The organism is Corynebacterium sp. p3-SID1194 (assembly GCF_025144155.1).
GTDB lineage: Bacteria > Actinomycetota > Actinomycetes > Mycobacteriales > Mycobacteriaceae > Corynebacterium.
Genome location: NZ_JALXWY010000001.1, coordinates 357926 through 377802 on the forward strand (window position 1 = coordinate 357926; position 19877 = coordinate 377802).

General features: G+C 62.5%; 19 protein-coding genes and 2 pseudogenes. 7 read left to right on the top strand and 14 right to left on the bottom strand.

Annotated elements, in window-relative coordinates:
* Position 1: 1 nt before the first annotated feature.
* On the bottom strand, positions 2-946 hold the full coding sequence (locus tag M3G19_RS01725; protein WP_259900147.1) for a cutinase family protein: 945 nt from the start codon (positions 944-946) through the stop codon (positions 2-4).
* 235 nt (positions 947-1181) lie between these two features.
* Between M3G19_RS01725 and M3G19_RS01730 the strand changes: the two genes are divergently transcribed.
* The 4 genes from M3G19_RS01730 (at position 1182) to M3G19_RS01745 (ending at position 4309) form a co-directional block, all read left to right on the top strand.
* Positions 1182-1571 (top strand): hypothetical protein, encoded by a 390-nt coding sequence (locus M3G19_RS01730; RefSeq protein ID WP_259900148.1) that lies wholly within the window; start codon positions 1182-1184, stop codon positions 1569-1571.
* A gap of 103 nt (positions 1572-1674) precedes the next feature.
* Positions 1675-2574 carry an ABC transporter substrate-binding protein gene (locus tag M3G19_RS01735; protein WP_259900149.1) on the top strand — a complete coding sequence of 300 codons (900 nt, stop codon included), beginning with the start codon at positions 1675-1677 and terminating at the stop codon, positions 2572-2574.
* Between the two features lie 2 nt (positions 2575-2576).
* Positions 2577-3515 carry an amino acid ABC transporter permease gene (locus M3G19_RS01740; RefSeq protein ID WP_259900150.1) on the top strand — a complete coding sequence of 313 codons (939 nt, stop codon included), beginning with the start codon at positions 2577-2579 and terminating at the stop codon, positions 3513-3515.
* Between the two features lie 41 nt (positions 3516-3556).
* On the top strand, positions 3557-4309 hold the full coding sequence (locus tag M3G19_RS01745; protein ID WP_259900234.1) for an amino acid ABC transporter ATP-binding protein: 753 nt from the start codon (positions 3557-3559) through the stop codon (positions 4307-4309).
* 32 nt (positions 4310-4341) lie between these two features.
* Here M3G19_RS01745 and M3G19_RS01750 read toward each other — a convergent pair whose 3' ends face one another.
* Genes M3G19_RS01750 through M3G19_RS01780 form a run of 7 tightly spaced genes read right to left on the bottom strand, consistent with a single transcriptional unit; the run spans position 4342 to position 11579 of the window.
* Positions 4342-5097 (bottom strand): sulfite exporter TauE/SafE family protein, encoded by a 756-nt coding sequence (locus M3G19_RS01750; protein ID WP_259900151.1) that lies wholly within the window; start codon positions 5095-5097, stop codon positions 4342-4344.
* The gene (gene coaD, locus M3G19_RS01755) at positions 5094-5573 is read right to left on the bottom strand and encodes a pantetheine-phosphate adenylyltransferase (protein ID WP_210572142.1); all 480 of its coding nucleotides are present in this window, start codon (positions 5571-5573) and stop codon (positions 5094-5096) included. The genes M3G19_RS01750 and coaD overlap by 4 nt, the downstream gene beginning before the upstream one ends.
* Positions 5574-5600: 27 nt before the next feature.
* Entirely contained in the window at positions 5601-6182 is a 582-nt protein-coding gene (locus M3G19_RS01760; RefSeq protein ID WP_259900152.1) for an RsmD family RNA methyltransferase, read from the bottom strand.
* Between the two features lie 26 nt (positions 6183-6208).
* The gene (locus M3G19_RS01765) at positions 6209-8338 is read right to left on the bottom strand and encodes an ATP-dependent DNA helicase RecG (protein WP_259900153.1); all 2130 of its coding nucleotides are present in this window, start codon (positions 8336-8338) and stop codon (positions 6209-6211) included.
* A gap of 3 nt (positions 8339-8341) precedes the next feature.
* A complete protein-coding gene (locus M3G19_RS01770; RefSeq protein WP_259900154.1) occupies positions 8342-9946 on the bottom strand; it encodes a DAK2 domain-containing protein in 1605 nt (534 codons plus the stop codon).
* An 11-nt stretch (positions 9947-9957) separates the two neighbouring features.
* The gene (locus tag M3G19_RS01775) at positions 9958-10602 is read right to left on the bottom strand and encodes a uracil-DNA glycosylase (protein ID WP_259900155.1); all 645 of its coding nucleotides are present in this window, start codon (positions 10600-10602) and stop codon (positions 9958-9960) included.
* On the bottom strand, positions 10599-11579 hold the full coding sequence (locus tag M3G19_RS01780; RefSeq protein ID WP_259900156.1) for a thiamine-phosphate kinase: 981 nt from the start codon (positions 11577-11579) through the stop codon (positions 10599-10601). Before M3G19_RS01780 ends, M3G19_RS01775 begins: the two co-directional genes overlap by 4 nt.
* 78 nt (positions 11580-11657) lie before the next feature.
* Here M3G19_RS01780 and M3G19_RS01785 point away from each other — a divergent pair, with 78 nt between their 5' ends.
* Positions 11658-12644, top strand: coding sequence for a DUF3515 domain-containing protein (locus M3G19_RS01785; protein ID WP_259900157.1), 987 nt, complete (start codon positions 11658-11660; stop codon positions 12642-12644).
* On the opposite strand, the gene M3G19_RS01790 is transcribed toward M3G19_RS01785, so the two are convergent.
* Together M3G19_RS01790 and M3G19_RS01795 are read right to left on the bottom strand one after the other, a co-directional pair.
* Positions 12616-13680, bottom strand: a complete 1065-nt coding sequence (locus M3G19_RS01790) for a D-alanine--D-alanine ligase family protein (RefSeq protein ID WP_259900158.1) — start codon at positions 13678-13680, stop codon at positions 12616-12618. The two genes, M3G19_RS01785 and M3G19_RS01790, sit on opposite strands and share 29 nt — an antisense overlap.
* A gap of 20 nt (positions 13681-13700) precedes the next feature.
* Entirely contained in the window at positions 13701-14699 is a 999-nt protein-coding gene (locus tag M3G19_RS01795; RefSeq protein ID WP_259900159.1) for an NAD(P)H-dependent glycerol-3-phosphate dehydrogenase, read from the bottom strand.
* A 178-nt stretch (positions 14700-14877) separates the two neighbouring features.
* Between M3G19_RS01795 and M3G19_RS01800 the strand changes: the two genes are divergently transcribed.
* Positions 14878-15867, top strand: coding sequence for a bifunctional NUDIX hydrolase/histidine phosphatase family protein (locus M3G19_RS01800; protein ID WP_311198326.1), 990 nt, complete (start codon positions 14878-14880; stop codon positions 15865-15867).
* A gap of 1 nt (position 15868) precedes the next feature.
* On the opposite strand, the pseudogene M3G19_RS01805 reads toward M3G19_RS01800, so the two are convergent.
* Positions 15869-15976: pseudogene (locus M3G19_RS01805) on the bottom strand (3-isopropylmalate dehydratase small subunit); the annotation flags it as partial.
* A gap of 2 nt (positions 15977-15978) precedes the next feature.
* Between M3G19_RS01805 and M3G19_RS01810 the strand changes: the two are divergent.
* A pseudogene (locus M3G19_RS01810) lies at positions 15979-16689 on the top strand (histidine phosphatase family protein); the annotation flags it as partial.
* 3 nt (positions 16690-16692) lie between these two features.
* Here the strand turns inward: M3G19_RS01810 and M3G19_RS01815 are convergent.
* From M3G19_RS01815 to leuC, 3 genes are all read right to left on the bottom strand, one after another.
* Positions 16693-17643: a DUF418 domain-containing protein gene (locus tag M3G19_RS01815; RefSeq protein ID WP_259900161.1), complete on the bottom strand. Its 951-nt coding sequence runs from the start codon at positions 17641-17643 to the stop codon at positions 16693-16695.
* Positions 17644-17730: 87 nt separating this feature from the next.
* Positions 17731-18324, bottom strand: coding sequence for a 3-isopropylmalate dehydratase small subunit (gene leuD / locus M3G19_RS01820; RefSeq protein ID WP_005290383.1), 594 nt, complete (start codon positions 18322-18324; stop codon positions 17731-17733).
* Between the two features lie 9 nt (positions 18325-18333).
* Complete coding sequence (leuC, locus tag M3G19_RS01825) at positions 18334-19761, bottom strand: 3-isopropylmalate dehydratase large subunit (RefSeq protein WP_259900162.1); 1428 nt, start codon at positions 19759-19761, stop codon at positions 18334-18336.
* Between the last annotated feature and the right edge of the window lie 116 nt (positions 19762-19877).

The following is a 19877-nucleotide window of genomic DNA, read 5'->3' on the forward strand; positions in this document are numbered from 1 at the left end:
CTTAGCGTCCCGGACGCGGGGCTGGTGCCGGTGCGGGGGCCGGAGCCTGCTCCTGCGACGGATGCTCTGCACGCGGCTGCGGACGGTCCTCGCGGATCGGTGCCTTGCGCGAAATGATCCACTGCGCGCCGTCTTCGAGCATCCGGCCACCGTACTGGGTGTGGTTGTACACGCTGAACAGCAGTGGGAGCGTCGTCGGCGAGCGCTCAGCCACGATGGCAGCGAACTCCGTCATCGGTACCTGGCCGCGCAACGCCGCCATGCGCAGGAACGGGTTGACGTGGTTGCGCCACTCAGCCGGAAGCGCGCAGATCGGATCGTCCTTCCGGCACACATCGAGCACGCGCGAGCCGAGCTCGCCGTAGCCGCCCTTCAGCTCTTCGAGCGCACCGCGGTCATCGCGCGTCGCTCCTGCTGCAAAGGAGCCACCGTTGTCCGCAAGGTGAGGGTTCGAGATCAACACGGCGGAGTTGACCTTCTTCGCCGGCACCGGACCGCGGCCGTGACCGATATTGTTGATCAACTTGGCACCGATATCTGCGCCCTCGGAGTAGCCGGTAATGCTGAATGTCGCCTTCGGGCACATGCTCGCGAGGCGGCGCATCGTTCCGGAGGCCTCCCAGTAACCTTTATTCGACGAATCGTTGTAGCTGTACAGCGTGAAAGGTCTGGCTACATAAGTGATCCAGACAGGCTGGATCTTGCCGCGGGTCGCACCGTGAACGCGGGTGGCCACCTCCGTCACCTTCGGCCCGATCGGCGCCTTCTCCGGCAGGAACGACGCAGTATTGCCGCCGCCCGGAATGGTGATCAAGAACTCCTCGGAGCACTTATTCACATTCGGAGATTCGATCAAGGAACGCAGGTCCTGCGCCTGGGCAGGCGTCGCGCACGCAGCAGCGAGACCGACAGCCGCTGCAGCCGCGGCGACAAATTTCTTCCACATGGAGGGCAGCTCCTTGATTCGAAAAGACGGAAAGAGCGAGTAAGAGCGCTCGTAAATTTTCCTGTGTAAGCGTCGCTTATCTTAAGACATTTTGAATCCCAATACTCGCTACACCCTGACATACCGCAGCGCACGGAGGCGCGTGGAACTGGGGGCTCTTAAGTGCTCTTATCTACTGCTAAGGCACCGTTCACGCGAATTCCACACAACCGTAATACCAGGTACACTCACCGCCATGCGTAAAAAGATTGCTTCCTCCATCATCGCTGCTTCCCTCACCATCGCCGCGGTCCCGACCATTGCTCCGGCCACCGCTACCGCTCAGATCAACCTCGCTGCTACCGCCGGCGCCGCTGGTGACCGCGGGAAGGCCAATAGCGACGCCGTAGGCCGCGGCATCGAAAAGGCCTTTGACCCGAAAGAGTCCTCCTCCGTCCCGGAAGGTTCCGGTTTCAAGGGGTTCATGAAGATGCTCTTCGAGCCCTATAAGCAGATGTTCGACAGCAATCTGGAGACCAGCTCCCAGGGCGTGACCCGCACGATCATCAACTACGTCATCATCGCCGCGGGCGTGACCGTCATCGGCCAGGCCATCCAGATGGTCATGGCGAATATGCCGCGGTAACCAAGGCTTGGAAGATACCGACGGCTAATCGCCGCGAAGGGCCGCGCACATCCGCGCGGCGCTTTTTTAATTTTTCACTACAGAGCATAGTATGCTTTCCGCTATGTTCACCCGTGTCAAGACCGCTGCCGTGTGCACCAGCCTCCTCCCCGTGGCTATGCTCGCTGGCTGCGTGACCAATACCGAGGGCGGGAACCCTGAAGGATGGGAGGAGATCACCCCCGCTGCGGTTCCCGAGATCGCGGCGATGGTGCCGGAAGATATTCAGGCTTCCGGTCGTCTCACCGCCGGCGCCAATCCCCCATTCGCGCCGTTCGAGTTCAAAGACTCCCAGGGCAACCTCATCGGAATGGAAATGGATCTCGGTCGCGCCGTCGCGAGCGTCATGGGACTCGAATTCGCCCCGCAGGAGCAAGACTTCGCCATGATCCTTCCCGCCGTTCAGGCTGGAACGCTGGATACGGGAATGTCGGGCTTCACTGATTCGGAGGAGCGCCGGGAGAACTTCGACTTCGTCAATTTCCTCTACGCCGGCATTCAATGGGCGGCGCAGCCCGGAGCGGATGTCGATCCTGCACATCCGTGCGGCCTGACCGTCGCGGTCCAGCGCACGACTGTCTCGGAGACAGACGACGTCCGCCCTAAGGCGGAAAAGTGCGAAGAAGAAGGCAATCCTATGACGATCCTGTCGTATGACACGTCGGACAACGCGGCACTTGCCGCTCTCGTCGGCCGCGCTGATGCTTTGAGCGCCGATTCCCCTGTCACGGCGTGGGCTGTGAACCGTTCCGACGGCAAGATGGAATTGGTCGGCGACATGTTCGACGCAGCGCCGTACGGCTTCGCCGTACCGAAGGATTCCCCCTTGGGGCCGGCAATGGCCGCTGCCATGCAGCACCTCATCGACACTGGCGAATACGAACGCATTCTCGCCCAGTGGGGCGTGGAGACAGGCTTGCTGGAGCAGGCGCAGATCAACGAACAGCCTGTAGGAGGGCAGTGAGAATGAGCACCCCGATAACGAAGCGGTCATCGCGGCGGAAACCCGAGCGGATCGAGGCGAAGCCCCTGCGCCACCCAGGTCGCTGGGTCGCCGCCGCAGTCCTACTCGTGCTGTTCGCCCTGTTCGTTTTCGACGCGGCACGCCGTGAGGCTTACGGCTGGGGCACGTACTGGGCGTACCTTTTCGACACCCGGATTCTGATCGCCGCCGGCCACACCCTGGCCATCACCGTGCTGTCCATGATCATCGGTGTCGTGCTCGGTGTGATCCTCGCCGTGATGCGCATGTCACCGAACCCGGTATTCAAGTCCATCGCGTGGCTGTACCTGTGGGTCTTTCGCGGCACCCCGATTTATGTGCAGTTGGTCTTCTGGGGCTTGCTCGGCGCGATCTACCAGTCGGTCAACCTCGGTTTCACGGAAGTGTCCCTCGAAGCCCTGACTTCCTCTGCATTCGCGCTCGCTGTCATCGGGCTGGGGTTGAACGAGGCGGGCTACATGGCGGAGATCGTCCGCTCTGGCATCAACTCTGTGCCGGAAGGCCAAATCGAGGCGTCGAAGGCGCTCGGCATGGGATGGGGCCTGACCATGCGCCGCACCGTGCTGCCGCAGGCAATGCGCATCATCATTCCGCCGACGGGCAACGAGTTCATCTCCCTGCTGAAGACGTCCTCCCTCGTTGTCGCTATCCCCTACTCCTTGGAGCTCTACGGCCGTTCGCAGGACATCGCCGCCGCACTGTTCGAGCCGGTTCCGATGCTGCTTGTCGCCGCAACTTGGTACTTGGTGATCACGTCGATTCTGATGGTCGCCCAGTTCTACTTGGAGCGCTATTTCGACCGCGGCGTCACCCGCGAACTGACCGCCCGCCAGCTGGCTGCGCTGACTGATGCCGAAGGCAAGGCCCCGAACAACGTCACCGTCGTGGAAAGGAACCGTTAACCATGGCTGCTACCGCTAGCTCTCCCACTTCCGGCACCCCGATGGTGCAGGCGGTCGACGTGTGGAAGTCTTTCGGATCCTTGGACGTGCTCAAGGGCATCGATCTCGAGGTCCATCCCGGTGAAGTCACGTGTCTGATCGGCCCGTCCGGTTCAGGTAAGTCCACGTTTTTGCGCTGCGTTAACCACTTGGAGAAGGTCACTGCAGGCCGTCTCTACGTCGACGGCGATTTGATCGGCTACCGCGAAAAAGACGGCGTGCTGCACGAGATTTCCGCGAAAGATGCCGCCCTGCAGCGCCGCGAGATCGGAATGGTCTTCCAGTCTTTCAATCTCTTCGGGCACCGCACCGTCTTAGAGAACATCATTGAGGCGCCGATCCATGTCAAGGGCGAAAAACCTGAGGACGCGAAGAAGAAGGCCATGGAGCTCCTCGAGCAGGTCGGCCTCGCGCACAAGGCAGATGCCTTTCCCGTGCAGCTTTCCGGCGGCCAGCAGCAGCGCGTCGCTATTGCGCGCGCGGTCGCGATGGATCCAAAGCTCATGCTTTTCGACGAACCCACCTCCGCCCTCGACCCCGAGCTTGTCGGTGAGGTGCTCCGTGTGATGAAGGATCTCGCTGCCAGTGGCATGACCATGATCGTTGTCACCCATGAGATGGCGTTCGCCCACGAGGTCGCCGATACTGTGGCGTTCATGTCGGAAGGCACGATCGTGGAAAAGGGATCGCCGCAGCAGGTGCTGGATAACCCGCAGCACGAACGCACCAAAGAATTCCTGTCCTCGATCTTCTAGATCGCGCAGGAAAGCTAAGCAGCGACGTCGTCCTACCCGAACAGACCAGTGGCGCCGCGCACCAGTGCGGTCGCGCCGCCGAGGGCTGCGAGCAGCAAAGCGATGCGGTGGGCAGTGGTCCGGGAGATCCGGGGCACCAGCTTCACTCCGGTGACGATGCCGAGCACCATGCCGAGTGCCCCGGCACCCCAGATCCAGGCATTCACTCCAGCGAGGTCGGCAGCGCCGGAAAATTCTTTGATGGTGAATGAGATAATCCCGCTGACGAAGAAAATCGGCTGCAGCGTCGCGGCATAGACCCGCTGCTCCCACCGCGCCGCCTGCGCATAGACCGTGATCGCGGGCCCGGCGATGCCGGCGAGAGTGTTCATGAATCCGCCGATCACGCCCGAGATCACCGCTGGTACGGGACCGTGTGGCTCAGGGACGAACCGTTTGCCGAAAGTCACGAGCGCAAGGGCCAAAAGAAGCAGCGCACCGACCAGCACGAGCACCACGTCAGGTTCCACAGCGCGGATCAGAAGCGCTCCGGGAACCGCACCGAAGATCAGTGCCGGGGCGATCAGCCAGAATTTGCGCCAGTCAATGTCGGCGCGCATATTAACGCTCGTGATCAACGCATTCGTGGCTGCGAGCACGTTGACCACGAGGATGCCCTCGACTGGCCCGAGAATCAGGGAAAGCACCGGGCCGGCGAGGAGCCCAACGCCCATACCGGCGATGCGCTGGAAGCACGCACCGATTCCGACAGACAGGAAAACAGCGAGGACGGTCAGTCCCGCGCTCATCCTTTGTACTTGGCGTTCATGGCCTCGACCACGCAGTCGGGAACGAGACCGGAAACATCGCCGCCGTATTTGGCGACTTCCTTGCAAAGCGACGACGAGATGTAGCCGTATTTCTCATCGGTCATGAGGAAGAACGTGTCCACGCCAGACAAGTGGCGGTTCATCTGTGCCATGGGCAGCTCGTAGTCATAATCCAGTGAGGATCGCAGACCTTTGACCAGCGCACCGACCTTATGCGCGGTGGTGTAGTCAACGAGCAGACCGCCCCAGGTGTCCACCGAGACATTGGGGAAGTCTGCGGTAACCTCCCGGATGAAATTCATGCGCTCCTCGATGGAGAACAACCCAGTCTGCTTATTCGGGTTCGCGGTGACGAGCACGATCACCTCGTCGAAGCTGCGCGCGGCGCGAGTGAAAATGTCCAGGTGGCCGTTGGTCACCGGGTCGAAGGAACCGGGGCAGACCGCTTTCGTCATCGTTGTTCTTTCTCGTTGAGTACGTCTCTAGTTATCGTCTAGTTCTGCACGGCTGAACGTCGCCATGTCCATACGAGCTATACCGTACAGTCGTTTCTTCAGCTTCTGGCCAGTCGGGGTGAAGCCACGGGGCCAGTTCGTCTCCGGGCTTTCACGGTGGCGTTCAATCACCACTGCTGCTTCATCGGCGAGAAGAGGGATCAGGGCGTCCAGCATTTCAGCGACGGCGTCGTCTGGCAAGTCGTACGGCGGGTCTGCGAGAACCAGGCTGAAGTGCTCGCGCGGAGCACGCGGAACGTAATCGGAGACCTTCGCCTGCTCGACGGTCACGTGCGGGTGCCCCACAACGTTCATGTTGTGGCGGATGATGTCCACGGCTTTCGGGTTGGATTCCACAAGCACGACCTCGTCGGCACCGCGGGACGCGGCCTCGAGCCCGAGCGCACCGGAACCGGCGAATAAATCGAGCACCCGCTGTCCCGCGAAACCGAAACGGACCTGTAGCGAAGAGAACAGTCCTTCCCGTGCGCGGTCGGATGTGGGCCGCGTTCCCTCCGGGGGAACTTTGATTGTGCGTCCGCGGGCCTCGCCCGAAATGATTCGGCTCATGGGCTCAACTTTAACGCCCAGGCCCTCTAGCTCTTCTCCAGGTACTCGAATTCTTCGAGGATCTCGTTGTCGGCGACAGTGCGGGCCAGCTCCGGATCGCGGGCGACGACGGCTTCTGCGTCATCGTAGGCGCGCTGAATGATCTCGTAATCCTCAACGAGGTTGAGCAGTTTCAACTGACGTTCGTTGCCGGACTGATGTGTGCCCAGGACATCACCTTCCTGGCGGTTTTGCAGGTCGAGTTCGGCGAGCTGGAATCCATCGGAGATCGCTGCGATCTGCCGGACGCGCTCAAATTGCGGAGTCTCTGCCTCGGCAAAGGTATGGAACAGGCACAACGACTGGTGCCCGCCGCGGCCCACGCGGCCACGGAGCTGGTGCAGCTGCGATACCCCGAAGTGCTCCGATTCGCGCACCATCATCACGGTCGCATTCGGCACATCGACGCCGACCTCAATGACTGTGGTGGAGACCAGCACGTCGATCTCGCCAGCGGCGAAGGCCGACATGACATCGTCTTTGTCCTCGCCTTTCATCCGGCCGTGGAGAACGCCGATATTCAAGCCTCTGAAGTGGGTCCGCCCAAGCAGATGGGCGATCTCGAGGACACCGCCGGGGCCGTCGATACGCGGACACACGATGTACGCCTGGTGCCCGGCGGCGACCTCCTCCTTGATTTTCTGCCACGCGCGCTCGATCCACGTGTCCATGAACTCGGGCACGATCGACGACTGAATCGGCTTGCGGCCGCCGGGCAACTCGCGCAGCGTGGACACAGCAAGGTCGCCGAAGACGGTGATGGCGATGGTGCGCGGAATCGGCGTCGCCGTCATGACCAGCAGGTGCGGTGTGCTCTCCCCCGCTTTGTCGCGCAGTCGGTCGCGTTGCTCGACGCCGAAGCGGTGTTGCTCGTCGACGACGACGAAACCGAGCTTGAAGAAGTCCACGCTGTCTTGAATGATCGCGTGTGTTCCGACGACGATGTCGGCGTCGCCGTTCATGATGGCGAGCAGTGCTTCCTGTTTTTGCACGGTCGACATCGAGCCGGTCAGCGCCACTACGCGAGCGTGGACGCCTGTGCGCATGAGAGTTTTACGCAGTGATTTCTCGTGCTGGAGCGTGAGCACTTCTGTCGGCGCGAGCAGCGCGCATTGCATGCCGTTGTCCACGGCTTGGAGCATGGCGGCGAGCGCCACGATGGTCTTGCCGGAGCCGACCTCGCCCTGCAGCAGGCGACTCATGGGCGTAGTGCTGTCCATATCGGCAGAGATCTCGCCGAAGACACGCTCTTGGCCGTCGGTGAACGCGAACGGGAGGTTAGAGAGCATTTGGCTTTGCGACGCCCCGTCCGCGCGCGGCAGCGCCGTCGCCGTGCGGTGACTGGCATCCACGCGACGCAGCGCCATGATGAGCGCAACGCGCAATGCCTCGTTGTATTTGAGCCGTTCCCGGGCTGCGTCCGGCCCATCGGACGTCGGATTGTGGATCTGGCGGATCGCGTCGTCCAGCGAAATGAAGCCGTCCGGGGTGAAGCCGAGTGGTTCCTCCACGGGCGGCAACGTGTCGAGCACCGCGTTGACCGCGCCCATGATCGTCCACGTGGAGAGGTTCTTCGTGGCTTTGTACACAGGCAGCCATTCGCGGCCGGAGAGAATCTCGTCCGGGTCGCCGAAGACAGAAAGCTGCTTCATCGAGCCCGTCGCCCCGCCTTTTGGCTGCGGCCGCTCCCCGCTTCCTCCCTTGAACTTAGGTGCGTCGAGAATGAGGAAGTCTGGGTGCTGCAACTGCGGCTGCCCGTTGAAATAGCTCAGCTTGCCGGTGAACATCGCGCGGACACCGCCGTACAGCGCACGCGGTGCGTATCGCGCGCTGAAGAACGTCGCGGATATGGTGTCGTACCCGTCGGAGATCTCCACTTTGAAGATCGGCTTCTTACCGCGAATAGTGCGCGTGGACATGACCGTGCCGATGAATGTGATGCGGTCATCAGGAAGAGCGCCTTCGAGCGCGCTGCCATTGCCGTAGCGCAGATATTTGCGCGGGTAGTGCTCGAGGAGCCCTTCGGCTGTCTCAATGCCGAAAGCTTTCGCGATCGCGCGGGCGGGACGCGTTGGGATGATCAGGTTCAGCGGCGTGGTGTAATTGATCCCCAGCACTGCTTATTCCACCCCGATTTGGCCGATGGTGCCCAAACCATCCGCCGGGTACACGAGTACTTCCGCGTTGAGGGTCTCCTGGAGCGCGTCGGGGTCCAGCTCCTCAGCAGCATTAGAATCGAGCAGCAGCGTGACCAGCTCCCCGCCTGCGTCGAGCATTGCACGGCATGCCTTATCGACGGCGCGTTGCACCGTTTCTTCCTCCGCCAGCACCTCATCGACTGGTGCGACCACCGTGATGTTCCCGCCAGCGGTACGCACGACGTCAGCGGCGCGCATGTCCGCTGCTGCTTCATCCATCTGTGCGGCTGCTGCTTCAAGCGGTAGGCGCGGATCGTGGACAGCCAGCGCCGCGATGCCGCCGACGAGGCTCATGGTGGACAAAATAGCGGCCTGCGCGCCCTCTGATTTCACGGCCTCCGCGATCTGCTTCAGCTCGTCTGGCCCTGCATGACCATTGGGCAGCACGACGAGTTCGCGAGCATCTGCAGCTGCAATCGCCTCTGTGATCGCCTCGCTCAAGCCGCCTTCAGCTGTGACGGAGACGGCCCCTGCCTGGCGATAGAATTCCGCGATGGACCCTTCCGGAGTCATGGCGACGATGATGCGCGCGGAGGCCGGGGAATCACTGGCAGGAAGCGCATCCGGCAAAACTTCTAAGCGCAGATCCGACACCGCGCCGAGTTCGTAAGCACGCTCGATGACCGCCCCGGCATTGAGCGAATGAATGTGGATCTGTGCCTCGGTGTCAGTAGCGCGGGCGATGACGAGGCTCGTTCCCATGCCCGCCAGAGCGTTTTCCAGCTCGTCGACGGGGCCGGTGAAGAAGAACATGACCTCAAGCCAGCCGGCATGCCCGTGCGATTCGCTCGATTCTTTTTCGCCCTCCGCCGCGGAGTCCGCCCCAGAATCCGTCGCAGAGGCCGCTGCAGAGGCTGTCACCGATGCGAGGCTGGACGGATCCGGTATATCGGACCCGCGCCCTGCGACTTCATCGCGCAAGGCGGTGAGCAACAAGACCAAACCGCGGCCACCAGCGTCAACGACCCCTGCGTCCCGCAATTCGGCGAGCTGCGACGGAGTCTGCTCCAATGCTTCCTCTGCCGCGGTGACGGCGGCGGAAGTGACCGCATCCAGCGGAGACTCGCCGGCCGCCCCGCCCAACGCTTCCTGTGCGGCGATAGCTGCCTTTCGCAGCACAGTCACGATGGTGCCTTCTACCGGATCAGTGATGGCGCGCTCGACGTAGACAACGGCGTTGCTCAACGCGTCGGCCACGCTCGCGGCGTCTAAGTCGCCTTCAGCTGCCGCCTGGGCAACGCCGCGCAGTACCTGGGAGAGCACGACTCCGGAATTGCCGCGCGCCCCCTTGATGCTTCCTACTGCCAAGGCCGATGCGATGTCGGCGCAACTCGCCGGGGACTCCACTGTTTCGGCGTTCTCGAGGGCCGCCGACATCGTGTGGGCCATATTCGAGCCAGTGTCCGAATCCGGCACCGGAAAGACATTGAGCCTGTTGATTTCCTCGCGGTGGACTCTCAATACCTGCACGGTACGGCGCGCCCACGACAGCAGTAGGACACCATCGATCACCGCAGGATTAGTCATGGGGCCTAACTTTACAGTGCCCAGTCCACACCGTCCGCGCCCTGCGCCCGCAGCGCTGCATTAGCGCGGGAGAACGGGCGGGAGCCGAAGAAACCCCGGCGTGCCGACAGCGGCGACGGGTGCGCGGATTCGATGCAGGGAGTCTCGCCCAAGAAACGCTTCGCTGTCTGCGCGTCACGGCCCCACAAAATGGCCACCAGCGGTGCATCGCGTTCGGCGAGTGCGCGGATCGCCGTCTCAGTGACCTTTTCCCACCCTTTGCCGCGGTGGGAACCAGGCTGACCGGGTGCGACGGTGAGCACGCGGTTCAACAGCAAGATGCCCTGCCCCGCCCACGACGATAAATCGCCATCGGAACGCGGCGGAATGCCCAGATCATCCTTCAGTTCAGCGTAGATATTTATGAGCGAGCGGGGCGGGGCAACGCCTGGTTGCGTCGAAAAGCTCAAACCCATCGGATGGCCCGGTGTCGGGTACGGGTCCTGGCCGACGATGAGCACGCGCACGTCATCAAACGGGTCCTGGAAAGCGCGGAGAATATCGTTGCCCGCTGGCAGGTACGCGGGCTGGGCGCGGAGGAAATCGCCCAGCTGATGGATATCGTCTTCCACTGGAGCGAGCGGTTCCGCCCACGACGGATGGACCGGCAGACTCATGCGAAGCTCTCCCATCCCCCGCCGTACTCCGGGGTCTCGCCGTCGACTGTCACTGCGACCTCATCATCAGAGCTTGGCTTCGACGTGGTGCCGATGGTGTGGAAGCCGACTGGGGCATCACCGCTGATCGTTCCCAGCAAGGTGTGGTCCTCCCCGCCCTCGTAGACCCACTTCCACGGGTCGCAGTCAAGGAATTCGCCGGCGTTGATCAACAGCTCATCCGGGGCGATCGTGGAGGAATCGATATCAATATTCACGCCGGACCGTGCCGCCAGAAGCGTCAGATCATGAAGCAGACCATCGGAATTATCAGTCATGCTCGTCGCGCCAGCGGAGCGGGCAATCACCCCGCTGCCGGGCGCGATCTCTGGGGCCTGATATGCCTCAACGAGCGGGACGAATTCCTCCGGAATGTCGCGGCCGGACTCGAGCAGCGCCAAACCAGCCGCCGAGTAGCCGATCTTTCCGTGGGCAACGAGTTTTTGGCCTGCACGCGCGCCGTCCAAGGTCAGGGCCCAGCGGTTGCCGCCCAGCGAACCGATCGCGGTGACGGACAGGACCAAGCTGTCGCCCGAGGTGACATCGCCGCCGACGAGCTCCGCAGCATATTTGCCCACCTCATCGCCAATCCCACGGGCGAGATCGGTCACTACCGCGACGGGCAAATCCTTTGGGGCTGAAAGGGACAACAGCGCCGCGAGTGGTCGTGCGCCCATCGCCTCGATGTCCGCGAAATTCTGCACGATCGCCTTACGGCCGACCTGCCGTGGCGTGGTCACATCCCAACGAAAGTGACGCCCCTCCACGAGCATGTCGGTGGTGGCCACAACCCGCGAATTAGGCGAGGATCTGTGCAGCACCGCTGCATCATCACCGTTGATCGACGACGGTGTCACGTCCACGATGGACTGAATCACGGCACGCTCCCCGACATCCCCGAGCGTAGGTCCGCCCGATGGAAAACCAGTCTGAATCACGGTCGATGAGCGCCTTTCCTTCGTTGGTGCTGCGATGCGACGTTCCAGCCGCGGAACGCCCTAATACAATGAGCCGCTATGACCACCAGCAGGACGACCACGGAACTCCCCGCCGACCACAGCGACCAGGACACCGACACAGTCATGCGGCGCCCGCTCATCCTTCTCAGCCTCGGACTTGCTCTGTTACTCGTCGCCGGTGTGCTGATCGGCTCCAAGCTGTACCTCAAGCAGCTTAACAACCAGCCGGTGGCCTTGACGGAGTTACCGTCGCCCGACGCTGACTCACCCGAGTGCGCGTCCCTGATCGAATCTCTTCCTGACGAAGTCGCCGGCCACCGGCGGGCGACATTGGCTGATCCCAAACCAGCTGGCGCGGCAGCATGGCAGACGTCTTCGACCGACCGCGTGACACTGCGTTGCGGCGTCGATGCCCCCGTGCAGTTCACTGAACTCACCTCCACCGAACAGATCCGGGGCGTGGAATGGATGAAGGTCAGTGACCCGACGCCAGAGTCGAACCTGACCACGTGGTTCACCGTGGACCGCTCCCCCGTTGTTGCGGTCACTGCCGATAACCCCGCTGAATCAGGCTCGCCGGTGGAGGATATAGATCTCAGCGCCCTGCCTCAGGCAGATCCCGCGCCGGGGAAGGCGCCGTTGGCGGAGCTGGAGGCGTCGATAAGCGATGGCTCTGGCGATGTCTGCCGTGAGTTGGTGGCCGCGTTGCCCGCTGATCTCGCTGGCGGCTATACGCGTCTCGATGTCTCTGGGGTGGACGGGCTCGGGGAGAATGCTGCCGCGTGGGGCGCTGAAGGGCTGGAGCCTGTGGTGCTGAAGTGCGGTGTCACCCCGCCGCCGAGCTACGAAGCTGGCGCGCAGTTGACTCAGGTCAACGATGTGCCGTGGTTCGAAGAGACCAGCAGCAATGCCGCCTCGCAGGCGACTGTGTTGTATGCGCTGGGGCGCGCTGCTGAGATCGCCGTGTCCGTCCCTGTGGGTGCGGGTGATGGCGCGCTGACGAACCTCTCGGACGCTATTTCGCAGACCGTTCCAGCGCAGTAGCGATCAGCGTTTCCAATAGCTCGCCGTACGTCATGCCGGCGGCGAGGAAGACCTGCGGGTACATCGAGATCGACGTGAAGCCCGGCATGGTGTTGACCTCGTTGAGCATCGGCCCAGATTCGGTGACGAAGAAGTCGACGCGGGCGAGGCCTTGGCAGCTCAGCGCGCGGAATGTGGTGAGCGCGAGATCGGCGAGCTGTTCGTTGAGCTCCTCGTCGTAGCCCGCGGGAATGGTCGCGGTGACAACGTTGTCGAGGTATTTGGTCTCGAAGCCGTAAAAGCCTTCGTCCGAGTCGGCCGTGCCGTTGAGCTTCGCCGGCGGGGAGGCGACGAGCTCGCCGTCGGGGCGCTCCAGCACGCCCACTTCCACCTCGTCGCCGATCAGCTCGGCTTCGATGATGACTTTGGTGTCGTACTCGCGCGCCGCATTCACCGCGCGATCGAGGTCCTCCCAGGCCGTGACTTTGGTGATGCCGATCGAGGAGCCTCCTCGCGCCGGCTTCACAAAGACCGGCAGCCCGAGGTACTCGCGCACCTCGTCGTCGACTGCTGCTGTGTCAACACCGTCATGAAGAATGAATTCCCGCGTGACCGGCACCCCGGCAGAACGCGCGATGGTCTTGGTGAACTCCTTGTCCATGGAGCACGCCGACGACAACACGCCCGGGCCGACATACGGCACGCCAGCGAGGTCGAGCAATCCCTGGATCGTTCCGTCCTCGCCGTAGGTGCCGTGCAGCACCGGGAAGACCGCGTCCACGGTGGCCAGAACCTCGCCGGTATTGGGGTCGTAGAACTCGCCGCGGCGCGTGGGGTTCACAGATAGTGCGACCTCGCGCCCACCGTCGACGGTAGGCAGTGTCGAATCCCCGACCGGGTCGGTCGAGCCCGCCACCCACGTGCCGTCTTTGGTGATCCCCACCGGGTAGATCTCGTACTTCTCACGGGGAAGTTCCGCCATGATGGCGCCGGCGGAAATGCAGGAAATGGAATGTTCGGAGGACATTCCACCGTAAATGACGGCGAGTGTGATCATGGTGACCACACTACAAGCCGTTATTCGGATTTCTTGGAACGGCCCATCAGCGCGGCAATCATGTCGTCGACGCGCAGATCCTTGTGGCAGACCGAGAACACCGCTTCCGTCAGCGGCATGTCCACGCCATTGTCAAGGGCGAGCTCGTAGATACTCTGCGAGCTGGTCACGCCCTCCGCGACCTGGCCGTTGGTGGCCTTGCGCGCCTCATCTAAGGTCATGCCACGGCCGAGACGCTCACCGAAGGTGCGGTTGCGCGACAGCTTCGAGCCGCAGGTAGCGACCAGGTCGCCCAGGCCGGCCAGGCCGGCGAATGTGCGCTGGTCCGCGCCGAGCTGGATGCCGAGACGGGTGATCTCCGCAAGCCCACGGGTGATCAAGGTGGCTTGGGTGTTCTCCCCCATTTCCTTGCCGGCGGCCATTCCGCATGCGAGGGCGATCACGTTCTTGCACGCGCCGCCGATCTCGCAGCCGACCACATCGGTGTTGGTGTACGGGCGCACATAAGTCGTGGCGCAGGCAGCCTGGACGAGCTTTGCCCGGTTCAGGTCCGAGCAGGCAATGACGGTGGCTGCGGGCTGCTCATCGGCGACTTCACGAGCGAGATTCGGGCCGGTCAGCACCGCGATGCGGGACGGGTCAATGCCGGTCACTTCCGCGATGACCTCACTCATGCGCTTATAGGTACCCGCTTCGATGCCTTTGGAGATGGACACCACAGTCGATTCGCTCGGAATGTGCGGCGCCCAGTTAGCGAGATTCTCGCGCATCGTCTGGCTCGGCACCGCGGGAACGACGATCTGCGCGTTCTCGATGGCGGCTGCAGCGTCGTCGGTCGCCTCGATGGCCTCCGGCAACACGATCCCGTCCAAGTAGTCTGCGTTGATCCGCGTCTGCTGGATCGCGTTCGCCAATTCCGTGCGGCGTGCCCACAGGCTCACGGAATTGCCGGCGTCAGCGAAGACTTTCGCCAACGACGTGCCCCACGAACCTGCGCCCAAGACTGCGACCTTGACCATGTGCGCGCCGCCTTTCTTTTCACTTGCTCTCGATTGATGTCCGCACGGCCCCGGCACGTGTTTCGGGCCCGAACGGATTTGTGCTCGTCACAGTGTAAAGCACCACGAAACCGAATTCAGGGTTATGCGCACCCGCACCAGATGCGGGACAATGGCCACCATGGGCAAGAAGTCACATATGCACGAAGAGGATAAAGACCTCAAGGGAGAGATGTTCCTCACTGGCCGCCACCAGGGGATTCCGGCTAAACCGGACGAGGAATTCAAGCGCACCACACTCGCCGCGGGCGCAGTCCTGTGGCGCGGAAAGCTCGACGATCCCAGCACGATCGAGGTCGCGTGCATTCACCGCCCGCGTTATGACGACTGGTCACTCGCCAAAGGCAAGGCCGACCCGGGCGAGTCCCTAGTGACCACCGCCGTCCGGGAAATCAAGGAAGAGACCGGCTACGACATCCGCTTGGGCAAACTGCTCGGCAAGACCATCTACCCGGTCAAAGACACCACCAAGGTCGTTTATTACTGGACGGGCGAGGTTACCGGCGGCGAGTTCGAAGCCAATGAGGAAGTCGACGAGATCCGGTGGCTGTCGATGAAAGAGGCCAAGGATCTCATGTCCTATGACCTCGACCGCCAGGTCTTGGCAAAGGCGGAGAAGCGCTTCGGTGTGCCCGCCACCGCCCGCATTCTGTACGTGCGCCATGCCCGCGCCCACGAGCGCGAGAAATGGTCCGGCGACGATAACCTCCGGCCGTTGGATAAGAAGGGCCGCCGCCAGTCGGAGATGCTCGTGCCCATGCTCGCGCCGTTCCACCCAGACCGCATTTATTCCGCGGTTCCGGATCGCTGCCAGGCCACGGTCGCTCCGCTTGCCGACGAACTGAATCTGCCCGTCGAGGTGGATGAGCGTTTCGGCGATGAGGCGTGGTTGTCCGATATGGTCGGTGCGCAAAAGGCGATCACTGACATCATCGGTCAGGGCGGCGTGAGCGTCGTGTGCGCTCAGGGCGACATCATCCCGAATATGGTCGCGTGGCTGTCTGCCACCGGCCGTCTGCCCATCGACGGCGATATCAAGGCGAAGAAGGGCTCCGTCTGGGTCTTGTCCTTCAACGAGGGCCGGCTCACCGGCGCCGACTATTTGCCGTCGGCGCTGCCGGTCCGCTAGTTCACACCGCCGGTTTGAACGCCGGCCGTGCATCCTCATAGCGTTCGATGGCGCTCTCGTCGCGCATTGTCAGCCCAATATCGTCGAGGCCTTCCATGAGACGCCAGCGGACGCCTGGGCAAGCTGCTGGGTAAGACGGTGTACCCCGTCATGGACAGCACGAAGGTGGTCTACTACTGGATCGCTCAGGTTCTCGGCGGCGAGTTCGAGCCGAACGACGAAGTCGACGAGATCCGCTGGCTCACCTTCGACGATGCCAAAGAAATCATGTCCTACGACCTCGACCGCCAGGTTCTGACGAAAGCGGAGAAGCGCTTCCGCCTCCCGGCGACGAGCCGCATCCTTTATGTGCGCCAGGCGAAGGCGCACGACCGCGAGAAGTGGTCAGGCGACGACAACAAACGCCCCCTGGACAAGAAGGGCCGCCGCCAGTCGGAGATGCTCGTTCCAATGCTCGCTGCCTTCCACCCGGAGCGCACTTACAGTTCGTTTCCGGACCGCTGCCAGCAGACCATCGCGCCGCTTGCCGACGAGTTGAACATGCCTGTCGACGTCGACCTGCGTTTCGGTGATAACGCGTGGCAGTCAGACCCGGCCGGTGCCAAGCAGGCTTTCCGAGCTGTCATCGATCAGGGCGGCACGAGCGTCATCGTGGCCCAGGGCGACGTGATGCCCAACATGATCCAGTGGCTCTCAGAGAACGGCCGCCTGCCGATCGACGGTGAGATCAACTGCAAGAAGGGCTGCGTGTGGGTGCTGTCCTTCAACAACGGCGAGCTGACCGGCGCCGACTACATGCCGACAGCCCTGCCGGTGCGGTAGAAATTAAGCGTCTGGGTGCGCTGCCTCGGCTTGCTGCAGTTTCTTCGGCCCGCCGAACGCTTCCCAGGTGAGGTAGCGCCAGCCTTTCTCCAACGGCCCCTGGCCGAAGCGACGCAGCCACAGCCAGCTGAGCACAGCTTGGATGACGAGCATCACTGCGGCGACCGCGAAAGCTGTGTAGAAGTCTTCGTTCGTTGCTCCCGCATCTTCACGTGGATATCCCAACAGCAGGCCGCTTCCGATGATCACCAACGTCGCCAGAATGTAGTTCGTCAGAGCCGTTCGGCCCAGCGACGCGAACATCGCTCCGAGCGCGGACCGCAGGGGCGTGCGCAGCAGGACATACACCAGTGCCATCCACATGGCTGCGTAGATTAGGCCAGTCGCTGCAGCAACGTAGCTATATGCGACCGTTCCAAGACTCCGGTACTGGAGGTAGCTCATTCCCAGCGTCAGCGGAACCAGAACCAGCAGTGCCATCGCCGCCGGTTTCGGGTTCTCGTCCAGGGCCTGCGGTAGCCCCCACATAGCGAATGCGAATCCGAGCAAGAGCAAGCCGGGAATGAGAACGATTCCTCCGAACGGCGCCCCGAGCAAAGTCAGCGCAATCCCTCCGACGGTGGCCAATGTGCGTCTGAGTTTCAAATCGGAGACGAAAGTGAGCGGGTACAAGAACACAAAGCCGAAGGCTGAGTAGTACAGCAGCGCCTCCCCGGGGTGGAGGATCTGGTGCACGATTCCGAGCAGAAAAAGAGGCAGCAGCCGCCGCCACATGACGGACTGCGCCATCATCCCGCGTCGGCGAGCCCCATCGACGATCAGTGCGAATCCAATCCCGAAGAGAAATGTGAACGCTGCGAAGAAGCGCTGGTGAGCAAGGAGCTCTAGCGCCCAGAACGCCCCTTTATCCCCGTCCGGCCCCGGATAGAGGAGCCATTGTTGTTGAAAGTTCACGAAAGCAATCCCGCACAGTGCGATACCGCGAATAACATCGAGCGAGAGCATTCTCGCGCTTGGCGTTTCGCTCATTCTCTGGCCTTTCTAGACGTCGATAGCTGGCTTGTACGCGGGCCGCTTTGCTTCGAAGTCCTCGATCGCGCCCTCATCACGCAGGGTCAGGCCGATGTCGTCGAGGCCTTCCATGAGGCGCCAGCGGATGTAGTCGTCGATCTCGAAAGTGAAGGTGTTCTCCCCCACCGTCACAGTCCGGTCCTCGAGGGACACCGTGACCACCATACCGGGGTTTTGCTCGAGCTGCTTCCAGATCAGCTCGATGTCGGATTCAGTCATTTGGCCGGCGAGCAGGCCTGCTTTGGAGGTGTTACCGCGGAAGATGTCGGCGAAGCGCGGGCTGAACACGGCCTTGAAGCCGTAGTCCATGAGCGCCCACACGGCGTGCTCGCGAGAGGAGCCGGTGCCGAAGTCTGGGCCGGCGAAGAGCACGGAACCGTTCTTGAACGCATCCTGGTTCAGCACGAAGTCTGCTTCGTTGTTACGCCAGTTGGAGAACAGACCGTCCTCAAACCCGGTGCGGGACACGCGTTTCAAGTACACGGCCGGAATGATCTGGTCGGTGTCCACATTGGAACGGGTCAGCGGCACGCCGACGCCGGTGTGGGTGGTGAACTTTTCCATGATTGCTCCTTAGAGGTCTGCCGGGGACGACAGGTGGCCGGTGATCGCGGTGGCCGCCGCGACGAGCGGGGACACAAGGTGGGTGCGGCCGCCGGGGCCCTGGCGGCCCTCAAAATTGCGGTTCGACGTCGATGCACTGCGCTCGCCCGGCTTCAGCTGGTCCGGGTTCATGCCCAAGCACATGGAGCAGCCGGCGGTGCGCCAATCTGCACCGAAGTCGCGGAAGATCTGGTCCAGACCCTCCTCTTCCGCCTGCTGTTTCACCATGGCGGAGGAAGGAACGACCATCATGCGGGTCTCCGGGTGAATGGTCTTGCCCTTGATCACCTCAGCTGCCGCGCGCAGATCCTCGATTCGGGCGTTGGTGCACGACCCCAGGAAGACAGTGTCGATCTTGATATCGCGCAGAGGCGTGCCCGGTTTGAGATCCATGTACGTCAGCGCCTTTTCCGCTGCCGCCTTGAGCGTGTCATCGCCAAAGGAATCCGGGTCCGGCACGGACTCCGCCAGTGGCAGTCCCTGACCGGGATTCGTGCCCCAAGTGACAAATGGCGTCAGCGCGGAGCCGTCGATCTCGACAACGGTGTCGAATTCCGCCCCCTCGTCCGTCGGCAAGGTCTTCCAGTACTCGACAGCGTCGTCCCAGTCTTTGCCCTTCGGCGCGAATTCGCGGCCTTTGACGTACTCGAAGGTCTTCTCGTCGGGCGCGACCATACCGGCGCGCGCGCCGCCTTCGATGGACATATTGCAGATGGTCATGCGCGCTTCCATGGAGAGCTTCTCGATGGCCTCACCGCGGTATTCAATGATGTGGCCGGCGCCGCCGTTGGTGCCGATCTTGGCGATGATCGCGAGGATCAGGTCCTTGGCCGTCACGCCCGGCTGCAGCTCGCCGGAGACTTCCACCGCCATGGTCTTGAACGGCTTGAGGGGCAGCGTCTGGGTGGCCATGACGTGCTCGACCTCGGAGGTGCCGATGCCCATGCCGATGGAGCCGAATGCACCGTGGGTGGAGGTGTGCGAATCGCCGCACACGATGGTCATGCCCGGCTGCGTGATGCCCAGCTGTGGACCGACGGTGTGCACGATGCCCTGCTTCACATCGCCCATGGAGTGCAGGCGCACACCGAATTCCTCGCAGTTCTTGCGCAGAGTGGACACCTGGGTGCGGGACGTCAGCTCCTCGATCTCGAGCAGGTTGCCCGACTTGATGCCCACGGTGGGGACATTGTGATCTTCGGTGGCCAGGTGCTGCTGCGGGCGACGGATGGTGCGGCCCGCCATACGCAGCCCGTCGAATGCCTGCGGGGAGGTCACCTCGTGGAGGAGCTGGAAGTCAATGTAGATCAGGTCCGGGTCACCGTTCTCGCCCTTCGTGATCACATGGTCGCGCCAGACTTTCTCCGCCAGCGTCAACGGCTGTGACTGTTCCGCCATAGTCTCTCCTCTCAGACACCCAGCAATATTCCATAATGCGGGATAGACGTTTCCATTTAATGAGACACTCTAATACACGGCAGCCTCCTCCCGCACGCGACCTCGGGAAGTTTTCA